This is a genomic window from Microbacterium oxydans (genome assembly GCF_026559675.1).
In the GTDB taxonomy this organism is placed as follows: Bacteria; Actinomycetota; Actinomycetes; order Actinomycetales; family Microbacteriaceae; genus Microbacterium; species Microbacterium oxydans_D.
Genome location: NZ_CP092891.1, coordinates 814,072 through 835,123, shown reverse-complemented (window position 1 = coordinate 835,123; position 21,052 = coordinate 814,072). Strand labels below are relative to the sequence as shown.

At 69.2% G+C, this 21,052-nt stretch carries 28 protein-coding genes; 14 read left to right on the top strand and 14 right to left on the bottom strand.

Annotated features, from left to right (window positions below; all coding sequences use genetic code 11):
• The first annotated feature begins 78 nt into the window (after nt 1-78).
• From MME74_RS03970 to MME74_RS03950, 5 genes are all read left to right on the top strand, one after another.
• Nucleotides 79-1,218 (top strand): ABC transporter substrate-binding protein, encoded by a 1,140-nt coding sequence (locus MME74_RS03970; RefSeq protein WP_267417410.1) that lies wholly within the window; start codon nt 79-81, stop codon nt 1,216-1,218.
• On the top strand, nt 1,215-2,153 hold the full coding sequence (locus MME74_RS03965) for an ABC transporter permease (RefSeq protein WP_267417409.1): 939 nt from the start codon (nt 1,215-1,217) through the stop codon (nt 2,151-2,153). Before MME74_RS03970 ends, MME74_RS03965 begins: the two co-directional genes overlap by 4 nt.
• Nucleotides 2,150-2,944, top strand: a complete 795-nt coding sequence (locus tag MME74_RS03960; RefSeq protein WP_267417407.1) for an ABC transporter permease — start codon at nt 2,150-2,152, stop codon at nt 2,942-2,944. Before MME74_RS03965 ends, MME74_RS03960 begins: the two co-directional genes overlap by 4 nt.
• A complete protein-coding gene (locus MME74_RS03955) occupies nt 2,941-4,032 on the top strand; it encodes an ABC transporter ATP-binding protein (RefSeq protein WP_267417405.1) in 1,092 nt (363 codons plus the stop codon). The genes MME74_RS03960 and MME74_RS03955 overlap by 4 nt, the downstream gene beginning before the upstream one ends.
• 86 nt (nt 4,033-4,118) lie before the next feature.
• Complete coding sequence (locus MME74_RS03950; RefSeq protein ID WP_267417404.1) at nt 4,119-4,295, top strand: YegP family protein; 177 nt, start codon at nt 4,119-4,121, stop codon at nt 4,293-4,295.
• A 95-nt stretch (nt 4,296-4,390) separates the two neighbouring features.
• Here the strand turns inward: MME74_RS03950 and MME74_RS03945 are convergent, their stop codons facing one another.
• From MME74_RS03945 to MME74_RS03905, 9 genes are all read right to left on the bottom strand, one after another.
• Nucleotides 4,391-5,146 (bottom strand): amino acid ABC transporter ATP-binding protein, encoded by a 756-nt coding sequence (locus MME74_RS03945; RefSeq protein WP_267417402.1) that lies wholly within the window; start codon nt 5,144-5,146, stop codon nt 4,391-4,393.
• Complete coding sequence (locus tag MME74_RS03940; RefSeq protein ID WP_267417401.1) at nt 5,143-5,940, bottom strand: amino acid ABC transporter permease; 798 nt, start codon at nt 5,938-5,940, stop codon at nt 5,143-5,145. Before MME74_RS03940 ends, MME74_RS03945 begins: the two co-directional genes overlap by 4 nt.
• A gap of 34 nt (nt 5,941-5,974) precedes the next feature.
• On the bottom strand, nt 5,975-6,793 hold the full coding sequence (locus MME74_RS03935) for a basic amino acid ABC transporter substrate-binding protein (RefSeq protein ID WP_267417400.1): 819 nt from the start codon (nt 6,791-6,793) through the stop codon (nt 5,975-5,977).
• A 167-nt stretch (nt 6,794-6,960) separates the two neighbouring features.
• Nucleotides 6,961-7,263, bottom strand: coding sequence for a Dabb family protein (locus MME74_RS03930; protein WP_267417398.1), 303 nt, complete (start codon nt 7,261-7,263; stop codon nt 6,961-6,963).
• Nucleotides 7,260-7,556 carry a glutaredoxin family protein gene (locus MME74_RS03925; RefSeq protein WP_267417397.1) on the bottom strand — a complete coding sequence of 99 codons (297 nt, stop codon included), beginning with the start codon at nt 7,554-7,556 and terminating at the stop codon, nt 7,260-7,262. Before MME74_RS03925 ends, MME74_RS03930 begins: the two co-directional genes overlap by 4 nt.
• Entirely contained in the window at nt 7,553-7,855 is a 303-nt protein-coding gene (locus MME74_RS03920; RefSeq protein ID WP_267417396.1) for a rhodanese-like domain-containing protein, read from the bottom strand. Before MME74_RS03920 ends, MME74_RS03925 begins: the two co-directional genes overlap by 4 nt.
• 78 nt (nt 7,856-7,933) lie before the next feature.
• Nucleotides 7,934-8,032: a 30S ribosomal protein bS22 gene (locus tag MME74_RS03915; RefSeq protein WP_003792170.1), complete on the bottom strand. Its 99-nt coding sequence runs from the start codon at nt 8,030-8,032 to the stop codon at nt 7,934-7,936.
• Nucleotides 8,033-8,159: 127 nt separating this feature from the next.
• Nucleotides 8,160-8,351: a helix-turn-helix domain-containing protein gene (locus MME74_RS03910; RefSeq protein ID WP_017204627.1), complete on the bottom strand. Its 192-nt coding sequence runs from the start codon at nt 8,349-8,351 to the stop codon at nt 8,160-8,162.
• A 117-nt stretch (nt 8,352-8,468) separates the two neighbouring features.
• Nucleotides 8,469-9,401 (bottom strand): TetR/AcrR family transcriptional regulator, encoded by a 933-nt coding sequence (locus MME74_RS03905; RefSeq protein ID WP_267417395.1) that lies wholly within the window; start codon nt 9,399-9,401, stop codon nt 8,469-8,471.
• A gap of 102 nt (nt 9,402-9,503) precedes the next feature.
• On the opposite strand from MME74_RS03905, the gene MME74_RS03900 reads away from it, so the two are divergent.
• Both MME74_RS03900 and MME74_RS03895 read left to right on the top strand, forming a co-directional pair.
• Nucleotides 9,504-10,397: an ATP-binding cassette domain-containing protein gene (locus MME74_RS03900; RefSeq protein WP_267417394.1), complete on the top strand. Its 894-nt coding sequence runs from the start codon at nt 9,504-9,506 to the stop codon at nt 10,395-10,397.
• Nucleotides 10,394-11,221, top strand: a complete 828-nt coding sequence (locus MME74_RS03895; RefSeq protein WP_267417393.1) for an ABC transporter permease — start codon at nt 10,394-10,396, stop codon at nt 11,219-11,221. Before MME74_RS03900 ends, MME74_RS03895 begins: the two co-directional genes overlap by 4 nt.
• A gap of 156 nt (nt 11,222-11,377) precedes the next feature.
• On the opposite strand, the gene MME74_RS03890 is transcribed toward MME74_RS03895, so the two are convergent.
• Nucleotides 11,378-12,145, bottom strand: a complete 768-nt coding sequence (locus MME74_RS03890; protein WP_267417391.1) for a DUF2071 domain-containing protein — start codon at nt 12,143-12,145, stop codon at nt 11,378-11,380.
• 68 nt (nt 12,146-12,213) lie between these two features.
• Nucleotides 12,214-12,624: an ArsR/SmtB family transcription factor gene (locus MME74_RS03885; protein WP_267417390.1), complete on the bottom strand. Its 411-nt coding sequence runs from the start codon at nt 12,622-12,624 to the stop codon at nt 12,214-12,216.
• Nucleotides 12,625-12,731: 107 nt separating this feature from the next.
• Here MME74_RS03885 and MME74_RS03880 point away from each other — a divergent pair, with 107 nt between their 5' ends.
• The 4 genes from MME74_RS03880 (at nt 12,732) to MME74_RS03865 (ending at nt 17,266) form a co-directional block, all read left to right on the top strand.
• On the top strand, nt 12,732-14,162 hold the full coding sequence (locus MME74_RS03880) for a TrkH family potassium uptake protein (RefSeq protein ID WP_267417389.1): 1,431 nt from the start codon (nt 12,732-12,734) through the stop codon (nt 14,160-14,162).
• Nucleotides 14,155-14,826, top strand: coding sequence for a potassium channel family protein (locus MME74_RS03875; protein ID WP_047520565.1), 672 nt, complete (start codon nt 14,155-14,157; stop codon nt 14,824-14,826). Before MME74_RS03880 ends, MME74_RS03875 begins: the two co-directional genes overlap by 8 nt.
• An 89-nt stretch (nt 14,827-14,915) precedes the next feature.
• Entirely contained in the window at nt 14,916-15,692 is a 777-nt protein-coding gene (locus MME74_RS03870) for an ABC transporter ATP-binding protein (RefSeq protein WP_267417386.1), read from the top strand.
• Complete coding sequence (locus MME74_RS03865; RefSeq protein ID WP_267417384.1) at nt 15,674-17,266, top strand: hypothetical protein; 1,593 nt, start codon at nt 15,674-15,676, stop codon at nt 17,264-17,266. Before MME74_RS03870 ends, MME74_RS03865 begins: the two co-directional genes overlap by 19 nt.
• A 10-nt stretch (nt 17,267-17,276) precedes the next feature.
• On the opposite strand, the gene MME74_RS03860 is transcribed toward MME74_RS03865, so the two are convergent.
• Nucleotides 17,277-17,564: a DUF1905 domain-containing protein gene (locus MME74_RS03860; RefSeq protein ID WP_267417383.1), complete on the bottom strand. Its 288-nt coding sequence runs from the start codon at nt 17,562-17,564 to the stop codon at nt 17,277-17,279.
• A 2-nt stretch (nt 17,565-17,566) separates the two neighbouring features.
• A complete protein-coding gene (proC, locus tag MME74_RS03855; protein WP_267417382.1) occupies nt 17,567-18,406 on the bottom strand; it encodes a pyrroline-5-carboxylate reductase in 840 nt (279 codons plus the stop codon).
• Nucleotides 18,407-18,465: 59 nt separating this feature from the next.
• Between proC and MME74_RS03850 the strand changes: the two genes are divergently transcribed.
• Together MME74_RS03850 and MME74_RS03845 are read left to right on the top strand one after the other, a co-directional pair.
• Nucleotides 18,466-19,437, top strand: a complete 972-nt coding sequence (locus tag MME74_RS03850) for a cation diffusion facilitator family transporter (RefSeq protein ID WP_267417381.1) — start codon at nt 18,466-18,468, stop codon at nt 19,435-19,437.
• Nucleotides 19,438-19,444: 7 nt separating this feature from the next.
• A complete protein-coding gene (locus tag MME74_RS03845) occupies nt 19,445-19,864 on the top strand; it encodes a hypothetical protein (protein WP_267417380.1) in 420 nt (139 codons plus the stop codon).
• Between the two features lie 16 nt (nt 19,865-19,880).
• On the opposite strand, the gene tadA is transcribed toward MME74_RS03845, so the two are convergent.
• A complete protein-coding gene (gene tadA / locus MME74_RS03840) occupies nt 19,881-20,336 on the bottom strand; it encodes a tRNA adenosine(34) deaminase TadA (protein WP_267417379.1) in 456 nt (151 codons plus the stop codon).
• Between the two features lie 80 nt (nt 20,337-20,416).
• On the opposite strand from tadA, the gene upp reads away from it, so the two are divergent.
• Nucleotides 20,417-21,049 (top strand): uracil phosphoribosyltransferase, encoded by a 633-nt coding sequence (upp, locus tag MME74_RS03835; RefSeq protein ID WP_267417378.1) that lies wholly within the window; start codon nt 20,417-20,419, stop codon nt 21,047-21,049.
• Nucleotides 21,050-21,052: the final 3 nt, after the last annotated feature.

The window sequence follows — 21,052 nt, the reverse complement described above, 5'->3', positions numbered from 1 at the left end:
CGGGCGGCAACCTCCGCCTCATAGTGTCCTCTCGCAACCCGAAACCGGCTCACAGCGCCGGACACCGAGAGGACACTCATGGCTCGCTTCACCCGCCGCGCGCGCATCGGCGCCGGCATCGCCCTGGCCACCACGGCCGCACTCGCACTCACGGCCTGCTCTGGCGCAGCCGACGCGACCGACGGAGGCAACTCCGACGTCGACGCCTCCGCCGCGACGTCGGTCGCCGACTTCGGCACGTTCGCCGACCTCGAGGCCGCCGCCAAGGCCGAGGGATCGCTCAACGTCATCGCGCTGCCGCGCGACTGGGCGAACTACGGCGAGATCCTCGACCTGTTCGCCGAGAAGTACCCGGAGATCACGATCAACGAGGCTTCCCCCGACGTGTCGAGCGCCGAGGAGATCCAAGCCGCGAAGACGAACGAGGGACTCGACACGGCTCCCGACGTGTTCGACCTCGGCCTCACGGTCGCGCTGCAGAACACCGACGTCTTCGCTCCCTACAAGGTGCAGACCTGGGACGACATCCCCGACGAGCTGAAGGAGCCGACCGGCCTGTTCGTAGGCGACTACGGCGGGTACATGTCGATCGGCTACGACTCCTCGAAGTTCCCTGCGCCGGCGGAGCTGAGCGACCTGCTCTCGGCCGACTACAAGGGTGCCGTCGCGATCAACGGCGACCCGACGCAGGCCGGTGCCGCGTTCGCCGCCGTCGGTCTGGCCACCGTGCAGTCCGATGGGACGCTCGACGACTTCCAGCCCGGCATCGACTTCTTCTCCGACCTGCAGAAGGCCGGGAACCTGCTCAAGGTCGACGTGACCACGGCGACCATCGCGAGCGGCGAGACCCCCGTCGTGTTCGACTGGGACTACCTGAACGCCTCGCACGTGGCCGACAACAAGGACTGGAAGGTCGTCGTGTTCGACGGCACCGGTTATGCCGGCTACTACAACCAGGCCATCAACGCCGAGGCGCCGCACCCCGCTGCGGCTCGCCTGTGGCAGGAGTTCCTCTACAGCGACGACGTGCAGAACCTGTGGCTGAAGGGTGGCGCCCGCCCGGTGCGCATGGAGGCCATGACGGACGCCGGCACGATCGACGCCGACCTCGCCGCCGCACTCCCCGAGGCCCCGGAGGAGACCGTGGTCCCGACCGAGGAGCAGTCGACGAACGCCGGCAAGCTGCTCGGCGAGAAGTGGGCTGCGGCGGTCCAGTGACGACCCTCACCGCAACGGGGGCGGATGCCACGGCGTCCGCCCCCGTCACCCCCGCCGGGCCTTCGCAGGATGCGAGGGCCCGGCGGTCCGCTCCGTCCTTCGCCTGGCTGGGGCTCGTCCCCTTCGCCGCCTACGTGGTGCTGTTCCTCGCGGTGCCGACGATCCTGTCGATCGGATCCGGCTTCTTCACGAAGGACGGCACGTTCACCTGGGCGAACGTGTCCGCCCTCGCCGATCCCGTCGTGCTGAACACCTTCGGCAACTCGGCCGGCCTCTCACTGCTCACCGCCGTCGTCGGCGCGCTGATCGGTGCGCTCGTCTGCTACGCGCTGCTCGGCATGGACCCCGAGGGCCGGACCCGCTCCGCCGTGGACGCCGCCGCCGGTGTGCTCGCGCAGTTCGGCGGCGTCATGCTGGCATTCGCCTTCATCGCCACGATCGGCATCCAGGGCGTGATCACCGTGTTCCTGAAGGACACGTTCGGCGTCAACATCTTCGAGAACGGCACCTGGCTGTACGAGCTGCCCGGCCTCATCCTCCCCTACTTCTACTTCCAGATCCCGCTGATGGTCATCACCTTCATGCCCGCCCTCGCCGCGCTCAAGCCGCAGTGGGCCGAGGCCAACCTCACACTCGGCGGCACCAGGGCGAGCTTCTGGCTGCGCGTGGGCATCCCCGTGCTCGCGCCCTCGTTCCTCGCCAGCCTGCTGCTGCTGTTCGCGAACGCCTTCTCCTCCTACGCCACGGCCGCCGCGCTCGCGAGCCAGGGTGCGCAGATCGTGCCGCTGCAGATCCGCACGGCTCTCACGAGCGAGACGGTGCTCGGTCGCGAGAACCTCGCCGGCGCCCTCGCGCTCGGCATGATCGTGATCGTCGGGGTCGTGATGGCCCTGTACTCCCTGGTGCAGCGACGCGCGGCGAGGTGGCAGTCGTGAACCGGCTCGGTCCCTCCCTCGCCACCCGCTGGGTCATCGGCATCCTGGTCGGCGCGTTCTTCGCGGTCCCGCTGCTGTCGACGTTCCTCTTCACGCTGCGCGATCCCGAAGGCGGACTGTCGTTCGCTCGCTGGGCCGCATTGTTCGACCCCGCGGCCGCGGCCACGCTCAAGCCCATCTGGACGGGCCTGGGCAACTCCCTGATCCTCGCGGTCGTCACGGTCGCCATCGTGCTGCTCCTGCTCGCACCGACCATGATCCTGGTGAACCTGCGCTTCCCGAAGCTCAAGCCGGCCTTCGAGTTCGCGGTGCTGCTGCCGATCTCGATCCCCGCGATCGTGCTCGTCGTCGGCCTCGCACCGATCTACCTGCAGATCGGCCGCGCCTTCGGGACCGGCACCTGGACCCTCGCCTTCGCGTACGGGATCACCGTGCTGCCGTTCGCGTTCCGCTCGATCCAGGCGTCGATCGACGCGGCCGATCTGCTGACCCTCTCCGAGGCGGCGCGATCGCTCGGAGCGAGCTGGCCGACGGTCGTGCTGAAGGTGCTCGCACCGAACCTGCGCCAGGGCCTCCTCGCGGCTTCACTCATCTCGATCGCCGTGGTGCTGGGCGAGTTCACGATCGCCTCGCTCCTGAACCGTCAGGTGTTCCAGACCGCCATGGTCGTCGTGAACAAACAGGACCCGTATGCACCGGCGATCTTCACCCTGCTCGCCCTGCTGCTCGTCTTCCTCCTGCTCCTCGTCATCGGTCGCGTCGCCCGCGGCTCCGGAAAGGCCCGCTCATGACCATCGACCACGCGCTGCCGCGCACCAAGGACAACCTGCTGCTCGCCCAGGCCGGCGAGGGCACCCGCGTCGAGCTGCAGGGCATCGTCAAGAGCTACGCCGGCAACAGGGTGCTGCACGGCGTCGACCTCGACATCGCTCCCGGTGAGTTCGTCTCCCTCCTCGGCCCGTCCGGCTGCGGGAAGACCACGCTGCTCCGGGTGCTCGCCGGTCTCGAGGGCGCTGACGAGGGCGCCGTGCTGCTCGGCGGCGGCGACGTCTCGCGCGTGCCGACCAACAAGCGCGACATCGGCATGGTCTTCCAGTCGTACTCCCTGTTCCCGCACCTGCGGGTGGCCGAGAACACCGCCTTCGGCCTGCGCCGTCGGGGAGTCGGCAAGGCGGAGGCCGCGCGTCGGGCCGTGGATGCCCTCGCACTGGTCGGGCTCGCCGACTTCGCCGACCGGTTCCCGCATCAGCTCTCCGGAGGTCAACAGCAGCGTGTCGCGCTCGCGCGTGCGCTGGTCACCGAGCCCAAGGTGCTCCTGCTCGACGAGCCGCTGTCGGCGCTCGATGCGAAGGTGCGCGTGCAGTTGCGCGACGAGATCCGCCGCATCCAGCTGCGCCTCGGCATCACCACGGTCTTCGTCACGCACGACCAGGAGGAGGCGCTGGCCGTCTCCGACCGGATCGCCGTGATGAACGCCGGGCGCATCGAGCAGATCGGCTCGCCGGAGCAGCTGTACACGATGCCGTCGACCGCCGGAGTCGCGGCGTTCGTGGGCCTGTCCAGCATCGTGTCCGGCGTCGCCGACGGCGATCACGTGACGGTGTGGGGGCAGCGCCTCCCGCTGCAGTCCCCGGCGGACGGCCCGGTCGATGTGTACGTGCGACCGGAGAACGTGTACTTCGCCTCGGAGGCGGATGCCGCGACCGACGCCCTGGTCGAGGAGAGCACCTTCCTCGGCAGCATGCGCCGCACGCTCGTCCGCACCGAATCCGGGGAGCTGGTTCGCGTGCAGCACGCGCCGGGCATCCATCCGACGTTCGGCGATCGCGTGCGCATCGCGGTCGCACCCGAGCCTGTCGCCGTGCACCCGCGGGGCTGATCGTCGCTCTTCCCCCGGCCCGGCTCCGCGCGCTAGCGTGAGGCCCGAGGGGCGGGGTTCCCTTCATCCGAGAGAAAGGAAGCCTCATGGCAGGCACGTTCGAGCTGTACACCGACAAGGCCGGCGAGTACCGGTTCCGCCTCAAGGCCGGCAACGGCGAGGTCATCGCGATCAGCGAGGGCTACTCGTCTAAGTCCGCGGCGCTGAACGGCATCGACTCCGTCCGTCGCAACGCCGCCGATGCCGAGGTCGTCGAGGCCTGACCTCCCCCACGCTTCACGTCGAGACCCCCTGTCGCAGATGTCTGCGGCAGGGGGTCTCGGCATTCGCGAGGGTCGCGGTGCGACCGGACGCGGAGTCAGAGCACGCGGGAGAGGAAGTCCTGCGTGCGCGGATGCTGCGGGTTCGCGAGCACCTCGCGCGGGTCGCCCTCTTCGACGATGTGCCCGCCGTCCATGAAGATCAGGCGCGAGCCGACCTCCCGGGCGAAGCCCATCTCGTGCGTGACGACGAGCATGGTCATCCCCTCGTCGGCCAGCGAGCGCATCACCTGCAGCACCTCGCCCACCAGCTCCGGGTCGAGGGCCGAGGTCGGCTCGTCGAACAGCATCATGTCGGGGTTCATGCACAGCGCACGGGCGATCGCCACGCGCTGCTGCTGCCCGCCCGACAGGTGACCGGGGAAGGCGTCGGCCTTCTCGGACAGGCCCACGCGCTCGAGCATGGCGTGCGCGACCTGCTCGGCTTCCTTCTTGGACCGCTTCTTCACCCGCTGCTGCGCGATCGTGAGGTTGCCGAGCACGTCGAGGTGCGGGAACAGGTTGAAGCTCTGGAACACCATGCCGATGCGCGTGCGCACGCCGTCGATGTCCACATCGGGATCGGTGATGTCGATCCCCTCGATCAGCACCTTGCCGCCGGTGGGCTCCTCGAGCAGGTTCACCGACCGCAGCAGGGTCGACTTGCCCGAACCGGACGGGCCGATCACGCACACCACCTCGCCCCGGGTGACGGTGAGGTCGATGCCCTTGAGCACCTCGTTGTCGCCGAACGACTTCACGAGCCCCTGCACGTCGATCGCGGGAGCATGCACATCAATCAGTTCCGTGATCATCGCTGCCTCGCCATCCGACGCTCCAGCCATGCGCTGAAGCGCGTGAGCGGGATCGTCACGATCAGATAGAGGATCGCCGCCATGATCAGCGGCGTTCCGTTCGCGTTCTGGGTGCTCGCGTCACGGGCGAAGTTCGTGAGCTCCTTCGACCAGATGAAGGAACCCGCCACGAAGAGCAGCGACGTGTCCTTCAACAGGAGGACGAACTCGTTGGTCAACGGCGGGATGATGATCCGGAACCCCTGCGGCACGACGATCCAGAACGTCGTCTTCATGGGCGACATGCCCAGGGAGCGCGCCGCCTCCGTCTGCCCCTTCGGAACAGCCTGGATGCCGGCGCGGATCGTCTCCGCCATGTAGGCCGAGGCGACCAGGATCAGACCGATGAGCCCGAGGACGACCGGTCCGCCGAGCTTCGTGGCCGGCACTCCGAGCCCGATCGGCAGGATGAACGCGATCGCGAAGATCGTGAGGATCGCGGGAAGCCCGCGGAACAGCTCGATCCAGCACGTCGCGATCCACCGGAACGGTCCGATCGCCGACAGCTTCATCAGGGCCAGGAGAACACCGAGCAGCAGGCCGCCCACGAACGCCACCGCTGTGAACCACAAGGTGTTCACGAGTGCCGTGGTGATGATGCCCGGGAGCATCTTCACCGCGACCTCGGGGTTGAAGTACAGCTGTGCGATCCTGGCCCAGTCGGTGCTCACGATCACCCAGACGGCGATCGCGATCAGCACCGCGTAGACCGAATACCTATACAGCTTGCTCTTGGTCGTACGCCTCAACGCCATCGTCGAGGTCCTCCCGCTCTACCGACGCCGCCGGTCACTTGGCCGCGAGGTACTCGTCGTAGATCTTCTGGTAGCCGCCGTCGTCCTGAAGCTCCTTGAGCGCCTTGTTCAGGGCCTCGCGCAGCTCGTCCTTCTCCCCCTTGGCGAAGGCGAAGCCGTACGTCTCGTCAGTCGGGTAGGTCTCGACGATCTTGTACGCGGGGTCGTCCTGCTCGTGGACGTAGTTGACCGGCTGGTCCTGCAGGATCGCATCGATCTGACCGGCCTGCATGGCCGGCCACAGCTCACCGTCCGAGGGGTACTGCACGAGCTGCGCGCCCGGAGCGTTCTCGCCCGCGTAGGTCTCTCCGGTCGTGCCCTGCTGCACACCGACGTTCTTGCCGTCGAGGTCGTCGATCGACTTGATGCCCGAGTCGGCACGTACGAGGAGCGACTGCAGCGACTCGACGTACGGGTCGGAGAAGTCGATGTTGGCCTTGCGCTCGTCGGTGATCGTCATGGCGGATGCGCCGATGTCGCACTGTCCGGCGGCGAGCGTCGTTCCCGACTGGAGGGCGTCGAAGCCCACGTCCTGCACGGAGAGCTTGAGGTCGAGCTTCGCCGCCATGGCGGCGAGCAGGTCGATGTCGAAGCCGGAGTACTCGATGTCGCTCGACGGGTCCTCCACCTCGAACGGCGGGTAGGGCACGTCCGAGCACACGGTCAGAACGCCCGGCTCGACCAGACCGTACTTGTCGCCCGCGGCGGGAGCGTCACTGCTTCCCGCGTCGTTCGATCCGGTCGCACAGCCGGCGAGGGCGAGGGTGGCCGTCGCCACGAGGGCGAGACCGGCGATGAGGTTACGACGAGGCATGTCAGCTCCTGTGATACGAGGGCAGGGCCCAGGCGGGTAGGAGATCATCTAAACATGCGGCTCGTCACGTGACCAATGACATCAGATGACAGACGTATCACGTTTGTGTTTCACGGCCACTTCGATCACACCGTGGGATTCGGTGCCGCACGACGTGCGATGCGGTCTCAGACCTCGAAGTCGACGGCGACGCGCGAGGCGACCACCGAGCGGATGTACGCGGCGACCTCCTCGTGCGCGGGGTGCACCTGGTACTCGTCGATCGCGGCGACGGAGGCGAAGTCGGCGACCAACGTCACGTCCCAGTTCGTGTCCGGGTAGGCGGCGTTCGCACCGGCGGAGATCGAGAGAAGCTGCGGCACCACGCCGTCGAGGGCATTGAGGCGACGGGCGACCTCGGCGGCCTGCGCTCCGCGCTCGGCCGCATCTTCGGCGGCGAGCTTCCAGGTCACGACGTGGCGGATGGTCACAGGGATTCCTTCGTTCGGGTGGCCGCGGTGTCGCGGACGGAGTCCTCGAGGGCTTCGCGGAGCCGGTCGGGCGCCACCCGCCAGTGGGCGTGCAGCTCGCCGTCGATCAGCACGACCGGGATCTTCTCCCACCACAGCTCGTACAGCGCGGGGTCGTCCTGGATCGACGCCTCGACGATCTCGATCTGCTCCGCCGCGGCGTCGGGCAGCTCTGCGACGACGGCGTCGATCACGTCGGACGCCACGTCGCACAGGTGACAGTCGGGCTTGCCGATGAGGGTCAGCGTGGTCACGCGGACGGTACCTCGACGGCGCGCCCCTGCGAGATCCATTCGCCGGTCCCGCCCTCGACGTTCGTGGCGTCGAAGCCCCGGGCCTCGAGCGCTTCGACGACGCGGGCCGATCGCCCGCCCGCCTGGCAGATCACATCGAACGCCTCTGCCGGCAGTTCTTCGAGCCTGTCGCCGATCTCGGACATCGGGATGTTGACGGCGCCGGGCACGTGGCCGGCGGCGAACTCGTCCACCTCCCGCACATCGATGAGCGGGACACCGGATCGCTCGGCGAGCTCGGTGACGGTGATCGACTTCATGACATCCTCTCGGCGGTGCGGAGATGCGGCCGGAGACACAAAGCGCCCGTCCGAAGACAGGCGCTCGTGTCTGGTCGCTTACTTCTTGTTGCGACGCTGGTGGCGAGTCTTGCGAAGCAGCTTGCGGTGCTTCTTCTTCGCCATGCGCTTGCGGCGCTTCTTGATGACAGAACCCACGGAAACCTCACTAAGTCAGTGGCTGGGTGTCGCCGAAATCGGACACCCGGGTACGGGCACGGAAAATGCCTCGGGTCAGTCTAGCAAACCCGACGGCCCGCTCTGTGCGCTGTCGTCCGCTCGGGACTCAGCCCACGTCGGCGATCGGTCGCTGCAGGGCGTCGGCGACGGCCGACTCCGGTACGCGATAGCTCCGTCCGAATCGGACGGCAGGCAGCTCCCCCGCATGGACCAGCCGATACACGGTCATCTTGGACACGCGCATGAGCTCGGCGACCTCGGCCACCGTGAGGAATCGGACGTCTGGAACCTCGGGCATCCCACGTACCCCTTTCTCGATGTGCACACTCTATGGGGTAGCTGGGACGCGTGTAAACCCGTGTGACCCATGTGATCAGTGGGGCGCGAGCGCCGAGAACGCGCGCATCGAGAGCGGTCAGCCCGACTTCTTGGCCTTCGCCAGACGGTCGCGCGCCTCGCGCAGCGTCTGCCGCTCGATCTTGTGCGCCGCGCGCAGCGCCTTCTCCGCCTCACGCACCGCCTTCTGCGCTTCCTTGAGCCGTCGGTCACCCGCCAGCTCGGCCGGATCGAGGTCGATCCACTCGGTCGCCTCGGCATGCGCGTCGCCGCGGTCGAGGCCCGCCATGTACGAGGCGACGCCGTCGAGCGTCCGCTCCACGGCGAAGCGGAACGGGTCGGCCGTCGAGAGGAACACGTCGTCCTCGATCGCGCGTCGGAGCGCCGGGAACTCCTCGGCGGTGATCACCCGGTCGAACAGCGCCGCTTCGCGCGCCGCCACCTCGTCGGGGGTGAGGCCGCTGCCGCGGGACTGCTCGGTGTATCCGGCCTGGACGATCCCGCACCATCGGGCGTGACCGGTGACCGCAAGCGCGACCGCCAACCGCTCCTCCGCCGTCAGCGGGGTGCCCTCGAGCGCGGCGAGACTCGCGTCCAGCCACGCCGAGCTGTGCGGCGTGATCGGCGATCCGGTGATCGGCAGGGACAGCATCCACGGATGGCGGAGGTACAGGACGACCTGCTCCTCGTAGAGGGAGAGCAGCCGCTCGCGCCAGCCCTCGGCCTCGAGGTGGCTGGCAGGCGGGAGCCCGGTCGCCTCCTCCTGCATCAGCAGCAGGAGATCGTCCTTCGCGGTGACATAGCGGTACAGCGACATCGGCGTGAAGCCCAGGCGGGCGGCGACCGCGGCCATCGACACCGCCCCGATCCCCTCGGCATCCGCCAGCTCGACCGCGGCGTCGACGATCTTCTCGACGCTCATCTCGCGTTTCGGCCCACGCTGCGGATTCGCGGCGACGCCCCAGGCGAGCGCGATCCCCCGTGGCAGCTCCGGCGGCTCGGTGTCAGTCATGCGCTCATCCTACTTCTGTTTATTACCTAAACAGTGTGTTACCGTCATACACAGTTGCGTTGGTCGTACACAGTTTTCTACCTACACAGAAAGGAGCGCCTGATGGAGACAGCCATCGAGGTGCAGGGTCTGCGCAAGGCCTTCCAGAAGAAGAACGTCGTCGACGGACTCGACTTCACCGTCGCCCGCGGTGAGGTCTTCGCGCTGCTCGGGCCGAACGGCGCGGGCAAGACGACGACGATCAACATCCTCACCACCCTCTCCGCTGCGGATGCCGGCTCGGCGACGGTCGCGGGGTGGGACGTGCGCACCCAGGCGATCGAGATCCAGCGGCGGATCAGCCTCACCGGTCAGGCCGCGGCTGTCGACGACGCCCTCACCGCGACAGAGAACGTCGCCATGTTCGCGCGGCTCGCCGGTCTCGGCCGGGCCGCGGCGAAGCGTCGGGCCGCGGACCTCATCACCCAGTTCGATCTGACGGATGCCGCGTCTCGCGTGGTCCGCACGTTCTCGGGCGGCATGCGTCGCCGACTCGACCTGGCCCTCAGCTTCGTGGTGACCCCCGAGGTGCTCTTCCTGGACGAGCCGACCACGGGCCTCGACACCCGCAGTCGTCGTGCGCTCTGGGACATCATCCGGATGCTCGCGAGTGCGGGCACCACGGTCTTCCTCACCACGCAGTACCTGGAGGAGGCAGATCAGCTCGCGGACCGGATCGCGGTGCTGCACGACGGCAGGATCGCTGCGCTCGGCACCCCCGCCGAGCTCAAGGCGCGCGTGGGCGGCGACACCGTCGAGCTCCATGACGGTCGGGGGCGGCTCCGCCGGGAGATCCCCACCGACGGCACCGTGGCCGATCTGCGGCGAGCGCTGGATCTGCTCGACGAAGAGGGGGAGGACGGCCTGGTCACGCTGCGGCGCCCCACTCTCGACGACGTGTTCCTCGCCGTCACCTCCCCCGACGACAGCACCCGCACTGTGAAGGAGCCCGCATGAACATCACGCTCGCCGCGCCTCGGACCACGGGGCCCGCCCTTCCGACTCCCTCTCCGCGCCCCCGCCTGCGTGGCATCACCGCTGAGGCGGTGTTCGTCGGCCGCAGCCTGCGCCATTCCCTGCGCGACGGCGAATCACTGCTCATGGCGATCATGCTGCCCGTGATGCTCATGCTCATGTTCACGTGGGTGTTCGGCGGGGCGATCGATCCCTCGGGCGCCTACGTCGACTACGTCGTCCCGGGCATCATCCTCACCTGCGCCGGCTTCGGGGCCTCCTCGACGGCGGTGTATGTCGCGAACGACATGCGCACCGGCATCATCGACCGCTTCCGCACCATGCCGGTGCGGTCGGGTGCGGTGCTGACGGGCCATGTCGTCGCGAGTGTGCTGCGCAACCTCATCGCCACGGCGATCGTGATCGGCGTGGGCGTCCTCGTCGGATTCCGCCCCGACGCGAACGCCGGGGAGTGGATCGCGCTCGCGGGCTTGATCGCGCTGTACATCCTCGCGATCACGTACCTGTTCGCCGCGATCGGTCTCGCGGCCAGGAGCCCCGAGGGCGCGAACGGCTACGGCTTCGTGCTGCTCTTCCTCCCCTACCTGTCCAGCGCCTTCGTCCCGGTGGCGAGCATGCCCGACTGGCTGCAGCCGGTGGCCGCCAACCAGCCGATCACACCCATCGTCGAGACGATCCGCGGGCTGCTGACCGATGCACCGACACAAGGCGAGGCGTGGTGGGCGATCGGCTGGTGCCTGGCCATCCTCCTGGTGGCGGTCGTCTGGGGCGCCTGGCTCTTCCGCCGCAAGGCAGGGCGCCGCTGATCCCCCCGACCGCACCCGATCTCAGCCGAGGCACAGGCATTCTCCGACGTTCGCCCAGCCGAGACTGACAGTGTGTTCCCAGGACTCGTGCGGCACCGCCGAGTCCGCGCGGGTCTGGGGATCCGCGAATCGCCCCTGACGACACGCCCCCTGTCGTCAGGGGCGAGGTGCATCCGGCCGACGCCAGACCACGGGGAGGTCGCGCATGACGAGCGCGCTGTCGAACACCGCGGACCCCGGCGGCAGGCCGTCGAAGAACGACGAGGCCACCTCGTTGACGCGTACGGCCTGCACGGCCCAGCGCGACGCGGTCAGCTCCACACCCTCCGCCGCCCCGCCACCACGCCGCGGCGACCAGCCGATCGCCCCCGACCGGTAGAAGTCGGAGGCCTCCTGCACGGTGGGGAACAGCGTGCTGTCCCATCGGTCGGCGACCTCGAGATCGGCGGTGACCGCAGCGTCGTCGGCACGCATCCGCACCCGGAAGCGCGTGTCGCTCTCCTCGACATCGAACCGCGCTCGGTGCTGCATCCCGGGGAACAGCCGTCCCCCGCCGAGGACCGGGATCATGCCGGAGCTGTGGCGCTCGGTCACGTACACCCCGGTGCGCGTGGTGCCATCCTCATCCCATTCGACGGCGAACCGGTGCGCGGTGTTCTCCGTGGAGATGCCGATCTCGGGCCGGAACCATCCGGGCCGGAGCCGGGTCAGCGCGATCAGGCAGATCCCCGCCACGGCACTGCCGTCCACCAACTGCGGCCGGAACGGGGCGGGGATGATCGCGCGGGCCACGTCGGGATCGACGCGGTACGTCAGCAGGAGACGGCGCCGCATGCGGCCGCGGAGGGTGTCGAGGCCGGCCGCGGACCGGACGACATCCGGGGCGTCGACGGACGAGGGGCGCATCACTCGGGAATCGGTCATGCCCCGAAATTAGCACCTTAGCTAAGTAGCTGCAATGGCAAACCGTATGCTGCGCCCGCGGGCGAGGGTCAGGCCCCGAGACGCTTGAGCGCGTTCGCGACGACGTGCTTCGCGGAGGCGGCCGCGCGGCCCACGACCTCGGCGGCATGCGCGGCACTGTCGGGCACCGCGTGGTAGTCGATGTCCGGCGCACTGTCGCCGTAGGCGTCGACCAGGAAGGGCACCAGCCAGTCGTCCACGACCTCGAGCGGTTCGACCGCGAGGCTGTAGAAGCGGCGCTGTCCGTCTTCACGCACCGTGACGAGCTCGGCGTCGCGCAGCACCTTCAGATGCTTGGAGACCGTGGGCTGGCTGATGCCCAGATCGGCGACGATCTGGCTGACGCTGGTGCCGGTCTCACCTTCGGCCGTGCGTCGCAGCAGGAGCTGGAGGATGTCTCGCCTCGTACCGTCTGCGATCACGTCGAAGATGTCCGTCATGAGATCAGGGTAGTCGTCCCCGGCACGGAGTACCATGACGAAGGCTCTGCGGCAGACGTCGTGAGACCGCGTTGCGCGGGTGAGGCAGAAACGAGAAGGGGGAAGCGATGTCGGGCATCGTTTCGGCGTCGTCCCCACGGCAGAGCCTCAAGAGTGCCGCCGGCTGGGTGAAGCACCTCGTCACCTCCTCGCCCTCCCGCTTCGCGATCGTCGTCTTCGCCCTCCTGATCCTCGTCTTCACCGTCCTGCTGTCGCTGCCCATGGCCTCGGCGAGCGGGACGGTCACCCCGCTGAGCGACGCGCTGTTCACGGCCGTCTCCACGATCTGCGTGACCGGCCTGTCGACCGTCGACATGGCGAACCACTGGTCGCCGTTCGGACACGTGCTGGTCTTCCTCGGTGTGAACATCGGCGCTCTCGGCGTGCTCACCCTCGCGTCGCTGATGGGCATGCTCATCTCCAAGCGCCTCGGCCTGCGCGCGAAGCTGATGGCCGCGGGCGACACGAACCCGCTGCGTGCACACGGCGGCGTGGTCAACGAGAGCCAGACGGTCCGTCTCGGCGAGGTCGGCCAGCTGCTGACCACGGTCGCCGTCTCGGCGCTCATCATCGAGGCCTCCCTCGCCGTCCTCCTCTACCCCGCGCTGGTGATGGCGAAGGTCGATCCGATCGCCGCGCTCTGGGAGGCGCCGTACTTCGCGGCCATGGCCTTCACGAACACCGGCTTCGCGCCGAACGACGGCGGCGTCGCCGTGTTCGCCGACGACTACCTCGTGCTCTCGCTCCTCATGGTGGGCGTGTTCCTCGGCAGCATCGGCTTCCCGGTCATCTACACGCTCGCCAAGCACGTCTGGCACGTGAAGCGGTGGTCGCTGCACTCCAAGCTCACCATCGTCACCACCGTGCTGCTGTTCATCCTGGGCGCCGCGGTGTTCGTCATCCTCGAGTTCGACAACCCGAAGACCTTCGGCTCCATGGACGCCGCCGACACCACGTTCCAGGCGTTCTTCCTGTCCGCCATGACCCGATCCGGCGGATTCAACGTCATCGAGATGGACGACCTGAACGGCTCGTCCCTGCTCGCCGCCAGCATGCTGATGTTCGTCGGCGGCGGCTCCGCCTCCACGGCGGGCGGCATCAAGGTCACGACCCTCGCCGTGCTGGCGATCGCCGTGTGGTCGGAGGCGAAGGGCCGTCAGTCGGTCGAGGCGTTCGGTCGCCGCATCCCGAGCGACGTGCAGCGCGTGGCGCTCAGCGTCGTCGCGTGGGGAGCGACGATCGTCGCCCTGTCCACCATCGTCATCGCCCAGATCACGAAAGACGACATCAGCCATGTCCTGTTCGACGTGATCTCCGCGTTCGCGACCGTCGGCCTGTCGACGGGTCTCACCGCCGAGCTTCCGGACGCCGGCTCCTACGTGCTCGCCGCCACGATCTTCATGGGGCGCGTTGGTACAGTGACTCTCGCCGCGGCAGTCGCCGCGACATCGCGAACGCAGTACTACTCACTGCCCGTGGAAAGGCCGATCGTTGGTTGAAGTCCTCCGGGGCGACGCGCCCGTCCTCGTCATCGGCCTCGGCCGATTCGGCGCCGCCTGTGCCGGGGAGCTCGACCGCCTCGATCGCGAGGTGCTCGCGATCGACGACAACCTCGAGCTCGTGCAGAAGTGGTCGGACCGCGTCACGCACACCGTGCAGGCCGACGCGAAGAACATCGACGCCCTGCGCCAGATCGGCGCCCAGGATTTCCAGGTCGCCGTCGTCGCGGTCGGCTCCTCGATCGAGGCGTCCGTGCTGATCACCGCGAACCTCGTCGACCTGAAGGTGCCGCAGATCTGGGCCAAGGCCGTCTCCCAGTCGCACGGCAAGATCCTCGCCCGCGTCGGCGCGAACCACGTCATCTACCCGGAGCGCGAGGCCGGAGAGCGCGTCGCGCACCTCGTGAGCGGGCGGATGCTCGACTTCATCCGCTTCGACGACGACTTCGTGCTGGCCAAGATGTACCCGCCGAAGTTCATCCGCGGCGTGGGCCTGAACGAGTCGGGCGTGCGCTCGAAGTACAAGGTCACCGTCGTCGGCGTGAAGAGCCCCGGCAAGCCGTTCCGCTACGCCGAGGCGAACACCATCGTCACGAACCACGACCTCATCATCGTGTCGGGCACCAACAGCGACATCGAGCGCTTCGCCGCCCTCGACCGCTGACCGCGCCCGCTGACTCCGGCCGCTCCGGGATCGACTAATCCCCCTCACGGCGGATGTCCTCCACCCCGGCCGCGTGGTGGGATGGAGCCATGACCGACCCCACCGCGGCTCCGCCCGTCCTCGCCCTTCGCGGGCTCCGCAAGCAGTTCGGGCCGAAAGTCGCCGTCGACAGCCTCTCGCTCGACGTGCCGGCCGGATCGATGCTGGGTCTCCTCGGCCCGAACGGCGCGGGCAAGACCACGACTCTGGCCATGACGACGGGGCTGCTGCGCCCGGACGCCGGAACCGCCTGGGTCCTCGGCGCGGACGTGTGGCAGGACCCCGCGGCCGCGAAGGCGCACATGGGCGTCCTCCCCGACGGCATCCGCATGCTCGACCGGCTCAGCGGGGCGGAGCTGCTGCGGTACACGGGCCTGCTGCGGGGCATGGCCGAGGCGGAGGTGACGGCGCGCAGCGAAGAGCTCCTCGTGGCGCTCGGACTCGCCGATGCGAGCGACAAGCTCGTCGTCGACTACTCGGCGGGCATGCGCAAGAAGATCGGTCTGGCGTGCGCGCTGATCCACGCGCCGCGACTGCTGATCCTCGATGAGCCGCTGGAGGCGGTGGATCCGGTCTCGGGCGAGACGATCCGCCAGATCCTGAAGGCGTTCGTCGCGGGCGGCGGCACGGTGGTGCTGTCCAGCCACGTGATGGAACTCGTCGAGTCGATGTGCGACCGGGTCGCGATCGTCGCCGAGGGGCGGCTGCTCGCGCACGGTCCCCTCGACGAGGTGCGGGCGGGCCTGTCGCTGCAGCAGCGGTTCCTCGCGCTGGTGGGCGCACACGATCTCGGGACGGAGACGCTCGCGTGGTTGCGCTCCTCGTAAGCCTGCGCTGGCGGCAGCTGCGTCATCAGCTGTCGCGCAACCCGTGGATGATCGTCACGCTGATCATCACCGGCATGATCGCCCTGGGCTTCCTCGCCGGCCTGACCGCGGGACTCGTGGCGCTGCGCTTCGCCGCCCCCGACGCCGCGGTCACGGCGATCGTGCTGACCGGCTCCGTGATCGTCCTGGGCTGGTGGATCGGCTCGATCCTGGTCAGCGGTGACGACTCGCTGGCTCCCGAGCGGTTCGCCCTGCTGCCGGTCACCGCCCGGTCGCTGCTCCCGGGCCTCACTGTCGCGGGGACCACCACGATCGGCGGCATCGGCACGACCTTCGCCCTGGTGCTGATGCTCCTCGGCTGGTCCGTGAGCCTCCCCGCCCTGCTCACCGCCCTGGTCATGATCCCCGTCGCTGTCGTCACCTGCGTGCTGGGCGCCCGCGTCGTGAGCGGGATCCTCGCCGGGTGGCTGGCACGGCGCAGCACCCGTGACCTGGTGCTGACGCTCGGGGTGGTGCTCGCCGCGTCGTCGGGTCTGCTGCTCAATCTCGGCATCGGGGCCCTCACCCGGGTCGGCGATGTGGGCGGAGCCTTCGCCGCAGTCGCCGACATCGCCGCGTGGACGCCGGTCGGCGCCGTGTTCGGGGTCCCCGCATCCGTCGCTCAGGGCGACCTGGTCGCGGCGGCCCTCCGTCTGCTGATCGCCCTCGCGACGGTCGCGGCCCTGTGGTTCGCGTCGAAGGCCCTGCTGGCCGCACGCCTCGTCTCGCCGATCCAGAGCAGCGGTGGCGGCCGGGTCCGCTCGGGCGGCATCCTGGATCGGATGCTCCCCGCCACCCCGGTCGGAGCCATCGCCGCCCGCACGCTGCGGTACTTCCGCCGCGACCCTCGGCAGGTCGTGAACATCGTGATGCTCCTGCTGCTGCCGGCGATCTTCATCGGGCTCGCGCTGATGAACGGTCTCCAGGACGAATCGGTCGGGTTCGCGCCCGCGATCACCCTGATCCCCTCCATCAACGCCCTGCTCACCGGCACGATCATGCAGATGGCGATCGCCTACGACAACGATGCGATCGCCGCCCACATCCTGGGCGGCGTGAGCGGAGCCGCGGATCGGGCGGGAAGGCTGCTCGGCTTCGGGCTGATCGCCGTGCCCGTGACCCTCGCGCTGTGCGTGGCCACCTGCCTGGTCGCCGGGCGCCCGGACCTGCTGCCCGCCAGCATCGGGTCGGCCATCGGGCTGACGGCGGTCTCCGCGGGCGCCGGAGCCTGGGTGGGCAGCTTCCTCCCGGGACGCGCTCCCGCACCGGAGGCCAACCCGTTCGGACGCGGTTCGTCCGGCGGGGTGCAGTCGCTGCTGGCGATGATCATCATCGGTCCGATCACCCTCGTGCTCGGTGCCCCGGCGCTCGGGTTCGCCATCGCGGCGATCTGGAACCCCGCCCTCGGCTGGGTGAGCCTCGCGTGCGGTGTCGTCATCGGCGCCCTGGCAGTGTGGGGCGGCACGGCACTCGGCGGCAGCGTCCTGAACCGTCGCTGGCCCGAGGTGCTCGCCGAGGTCGCCAGCGAGAGCTGACGGGCGAGCCTCAGGCGTCGATGTCGAGGACGAGCTCGACCACGTCGTCGACGCCGAGGCCCTCCCGGTCCTGCAGCACCTTCTTGATCGGCACGATGTACCCGCCGTCCTTCGGCCAGAGCGCGGTGGTCACCGTGGTCGATCCGATCGTGACGGATGCCGGGATCATCCCCCACCCGTAGGTGACGACCGACGCGACCTCGTGGATCATCTCGCTCTCGGGCGGCGGCACGGTGACGAAGTGGAACGGCGCGGGTCCGCGCCAGTACCAGATCTCGCCCTCGATGCGCAGTCGCATGGTCAGGCTCCGGCAGCGAGTTCCCTGGCACGCGCGAGCGCGGCGGCCGCGGCATCGGCGAACGTGCGATCGAGGTGCGCGTCCTGCAGCACGGCGACCGCCCGCTCCGTCGTGCCCTTGGGGCTCGTGACACGGCGACGCAGCTCGGCCGGGTCCTCCCCCGAGGCATCGAGCAGCGCGGTGGCCCCGATGAACGTCTGTTCGACCATGAGCCGGGCATCCGCCTCGTCGAAGCCCATGCCGACGGCGGCCTTGGTGAACTCCTCGATCAGCAGGTAGACATACGCGGGGCCCGAGCCCGAGATGGTGGAGAGTGCGTCGATCTGCGACTCCGGCACCTCCACGACCGCGCCGACGGTCTCGAAGAGGCGACGGACGAGCGCCAGATCATCGTCCGAGACGGCGGCACCGGCGGCGAGGCCCGTGACCCCCTTTCGCACGGTCGACGGCGTGTTGGGCATGGAGCGGATCACGCGGGCATCCGCGCCGAGCACCTCGGCGAAGGTCTGCAGCGTGACACCGGCCGCGACGCTCACCACGATCGCGTCGGCGGCGAGGTGCGGTGCGATCTCGCGGAGCAGGTCGGGCACCATCGCCGGCTTCACCCCGACCAGCACGATGCGCGCTGCGGCCGCGGCCTCGGCATTGCCGTCCGGACGCTCGGCGAGCGCGATGCTCGTGACGCCGTCGAGGCCCGAGAACGCCGCCGCCTTCTCCGGCGTGCGGTTCGTCGCGGTGATCCCGCCGTCGATCCGGATGCCCGAGGCGACCACCCCGCGGAGGATCGCACCGCCCATCGAGCCGGCACCGAGGAAAGCGAGGGAGGGAAGCGAGTCAGCCATGTCGTCATCCTACGGCGGGCACTCCGACTTCCCCGGGCAGGCGGTTCTAGACTCGTCCCATGAGTGCATCCGGAGGCAACAAGGCCATCGTCGCGGCGTTCCTGGCGAACATGGGCATCGCGCTCGCGAAGTTCATCGCCTGGGCACTCTCCGGCTCGGCGTCGATGCTCGCGGAGGCGATCCACTCGGTCGCCGACTCCGGCAACCAGCTGCTGCTGATGCTCGGCGGACGGAAGGCCCGCCGCGAGGCCGACCGCGCGCACCCCTTCGGCTACGGCCGGGAGCGCTACGTGTACGCGTTCGTCGTGTCGATCATCCTCTTCTCCGTCGGTGGCCTCTTCGCGATCTACGAGGGCGTCGAGAAGCTCACGAACCCGCACGAGCTCGACAAGACGTGGTGGTGGCTGCCGCTGGTGGTGCTCGTCGTCGCGATCGGACTCGAGTCGTTCTCGCTGCGCACCGCGGTGCGCGAGAGCAACCTCGTGCGCGAGAAGGGCCAGTCGTGGGTGTCGTTCGTGCGCCGCTCGAAGGCTCCGGAGCTGCCGGTCGTGCTGCTCGAGGACGTGGGCGCGCTGACGGGCCTCACGTTCGCGCTCCTCGGGGTCGGTCTGACCCTGATCACCGGAAACCCGATGTTCGACGCGCTCGGCACCGTGATGATCGGTGTGCTGCTGGTCCTCATCGCGATCGTGCTGGGCGTCGAGACGAAGAGCCTGCTGGTCGGCGAGGGCGCGACCCAGGCCGATCACGACCGGATCGTCGACGCGATCAACGCCGGTGACGAGATCGAGAAGATCATCCACATGAAGACCCTGTACCTCGGGCCGGACGAGCTCATGGTCGCGGCCAAGATCGCGCTCAACGCCGACAAGCCGCTGCGCGAGGCGGCCGACGACATCAACGCGATCGAGGCGCGCATCCGCGAGGCCGTCCCGGTCGCACGCGTCGTCTACATCGAGCCGGACGTGTACCGCCCGGCGATCGACCCGGAGCCGTCGACCGACGTCTTCGTGCTCAAGTCCTCGGACTGAGGAAGCCGTGGGTTCCCCGAGACGGCTCCTCGGTGTCACGGCAGCGGCGGCGCTCGTCGTCACGATGTCGGGCTGCTCGCTGGACACCGTGATCTGGGGCGCGGACGGTGCCGGCGTGATCCAGACGACCGAGAGACTCATCGATGCTGCGGCTGCCGGCGACGCCGACTCGTTCGTGTGCGCCGGATACGAACCGGAGCTCCGCGAACCGACCGACTGGGAAGGGCTTTCGGCCGAGGAGCCGGAGCGCTTCGTCCCCGAGTACTGGCCGGAGATGACCGAGCACGACCCGGACTGGAGCATCAACCTGTCGTTCGCGGAGAAGCAGGTCGCCGCCGGTGCGGAGTTCCCCGGTGACGTCTTCTACCAGGACACGGATGACGGCCCGTGCCTCGTGGCCGTCGCGTGGTGGACCGTCGAGGGGTGATCCCGGCGACCGGGCCTCAGCGCCGCTGCTCGAAGAACGCGCGCAGCAGCGACGTCGCCGCCTCCGCCTCGATGCCGCCGACGACCTCGGCGCGATAGGGCAGGCGCCGGTCGCGTAGCACGTCGTACATCGACCCGGCCGCTCCCGCCTTGTCGTCCCAGGCGCCGAAGACCACCCGGCCGATCCGCGCCTGCAGGATCGCCCCCGCGCACATGATGCAGGGTTCGAGGGTGACCACGAGGGTGTGGCCCTCGAGGTTCCAGGATCCGCGGGACTGCGCGGCCGCCCGCAGCGCCTCGATCTCGGCATGACCGGTCGGATCGTGCGTGGCCTCGCGGGTGTTCCGACCCTCGGCGATGATGCGCCCGTCGGCGTCGAGGACCACCGCGCCGACGGGGATCTCCGACGCCTCCGCCGCCTCCGCCGCGAGCGCGAGCGCACGCCGCATCGCGAGGTCGTCGGCAGCGGTCATGGGTCGAGCCTACGACAGCCGCCGAACCCGGCAGGAGCGCCGATGTCGTGCCGGGCCGCACGGCGCATTACCCTGTATCCATGCGTGTTCACGTGGCCGACCACCCTCTCATCACTCACAAGCTCTCGGTGCTGCGCGACGCGCGCACGCCGTCGCCGGTCTTCCGGCAGCTCACGGAGGAGCTCGTCACGCTGCTCGCGTACGAGGCGACGCGCAACGTGAAGGTCAGCCCCGTCGAGATCACGACGCCCGTGACGACGACGATGGGCGTGAAGATCTCGGAGCCCCGCCCGATCGTGGTGCCGATCCTGCGCGCCGGTCTCGGCATGCTCGAGGGCCTCGTCAAGCTGCTCCCGACCGCCGAGGTCGGATTCCTCGGCATGGTCCGCGACGAGACGACCTTCGAGCCCACGACCTACGCCGAGCGCCTCCCCGACGACCTCAGCGACCGCCAGTGCTTCGCCATCGACCCGATGCTCGCCACCGGCGGCTCGCTCGCCGCGGCGATCCAGTTCCTGTTCGACCGCGGGGCGAAGGACGTCACCGCGATCTGCCTGCTGGGCACGCCCGAGGGCGTCGCGGCGATCGAGGCGATGGCCGGCGACCGCGACGTCACGCTCGTGCTCGGCGCCCTCGACGAGCGCCTCGACGAGAAGGGCTACATCGTGCCCGGACTCGGTGACGCCGGAGACCGCCTCTACGGCACCGTCTGACCC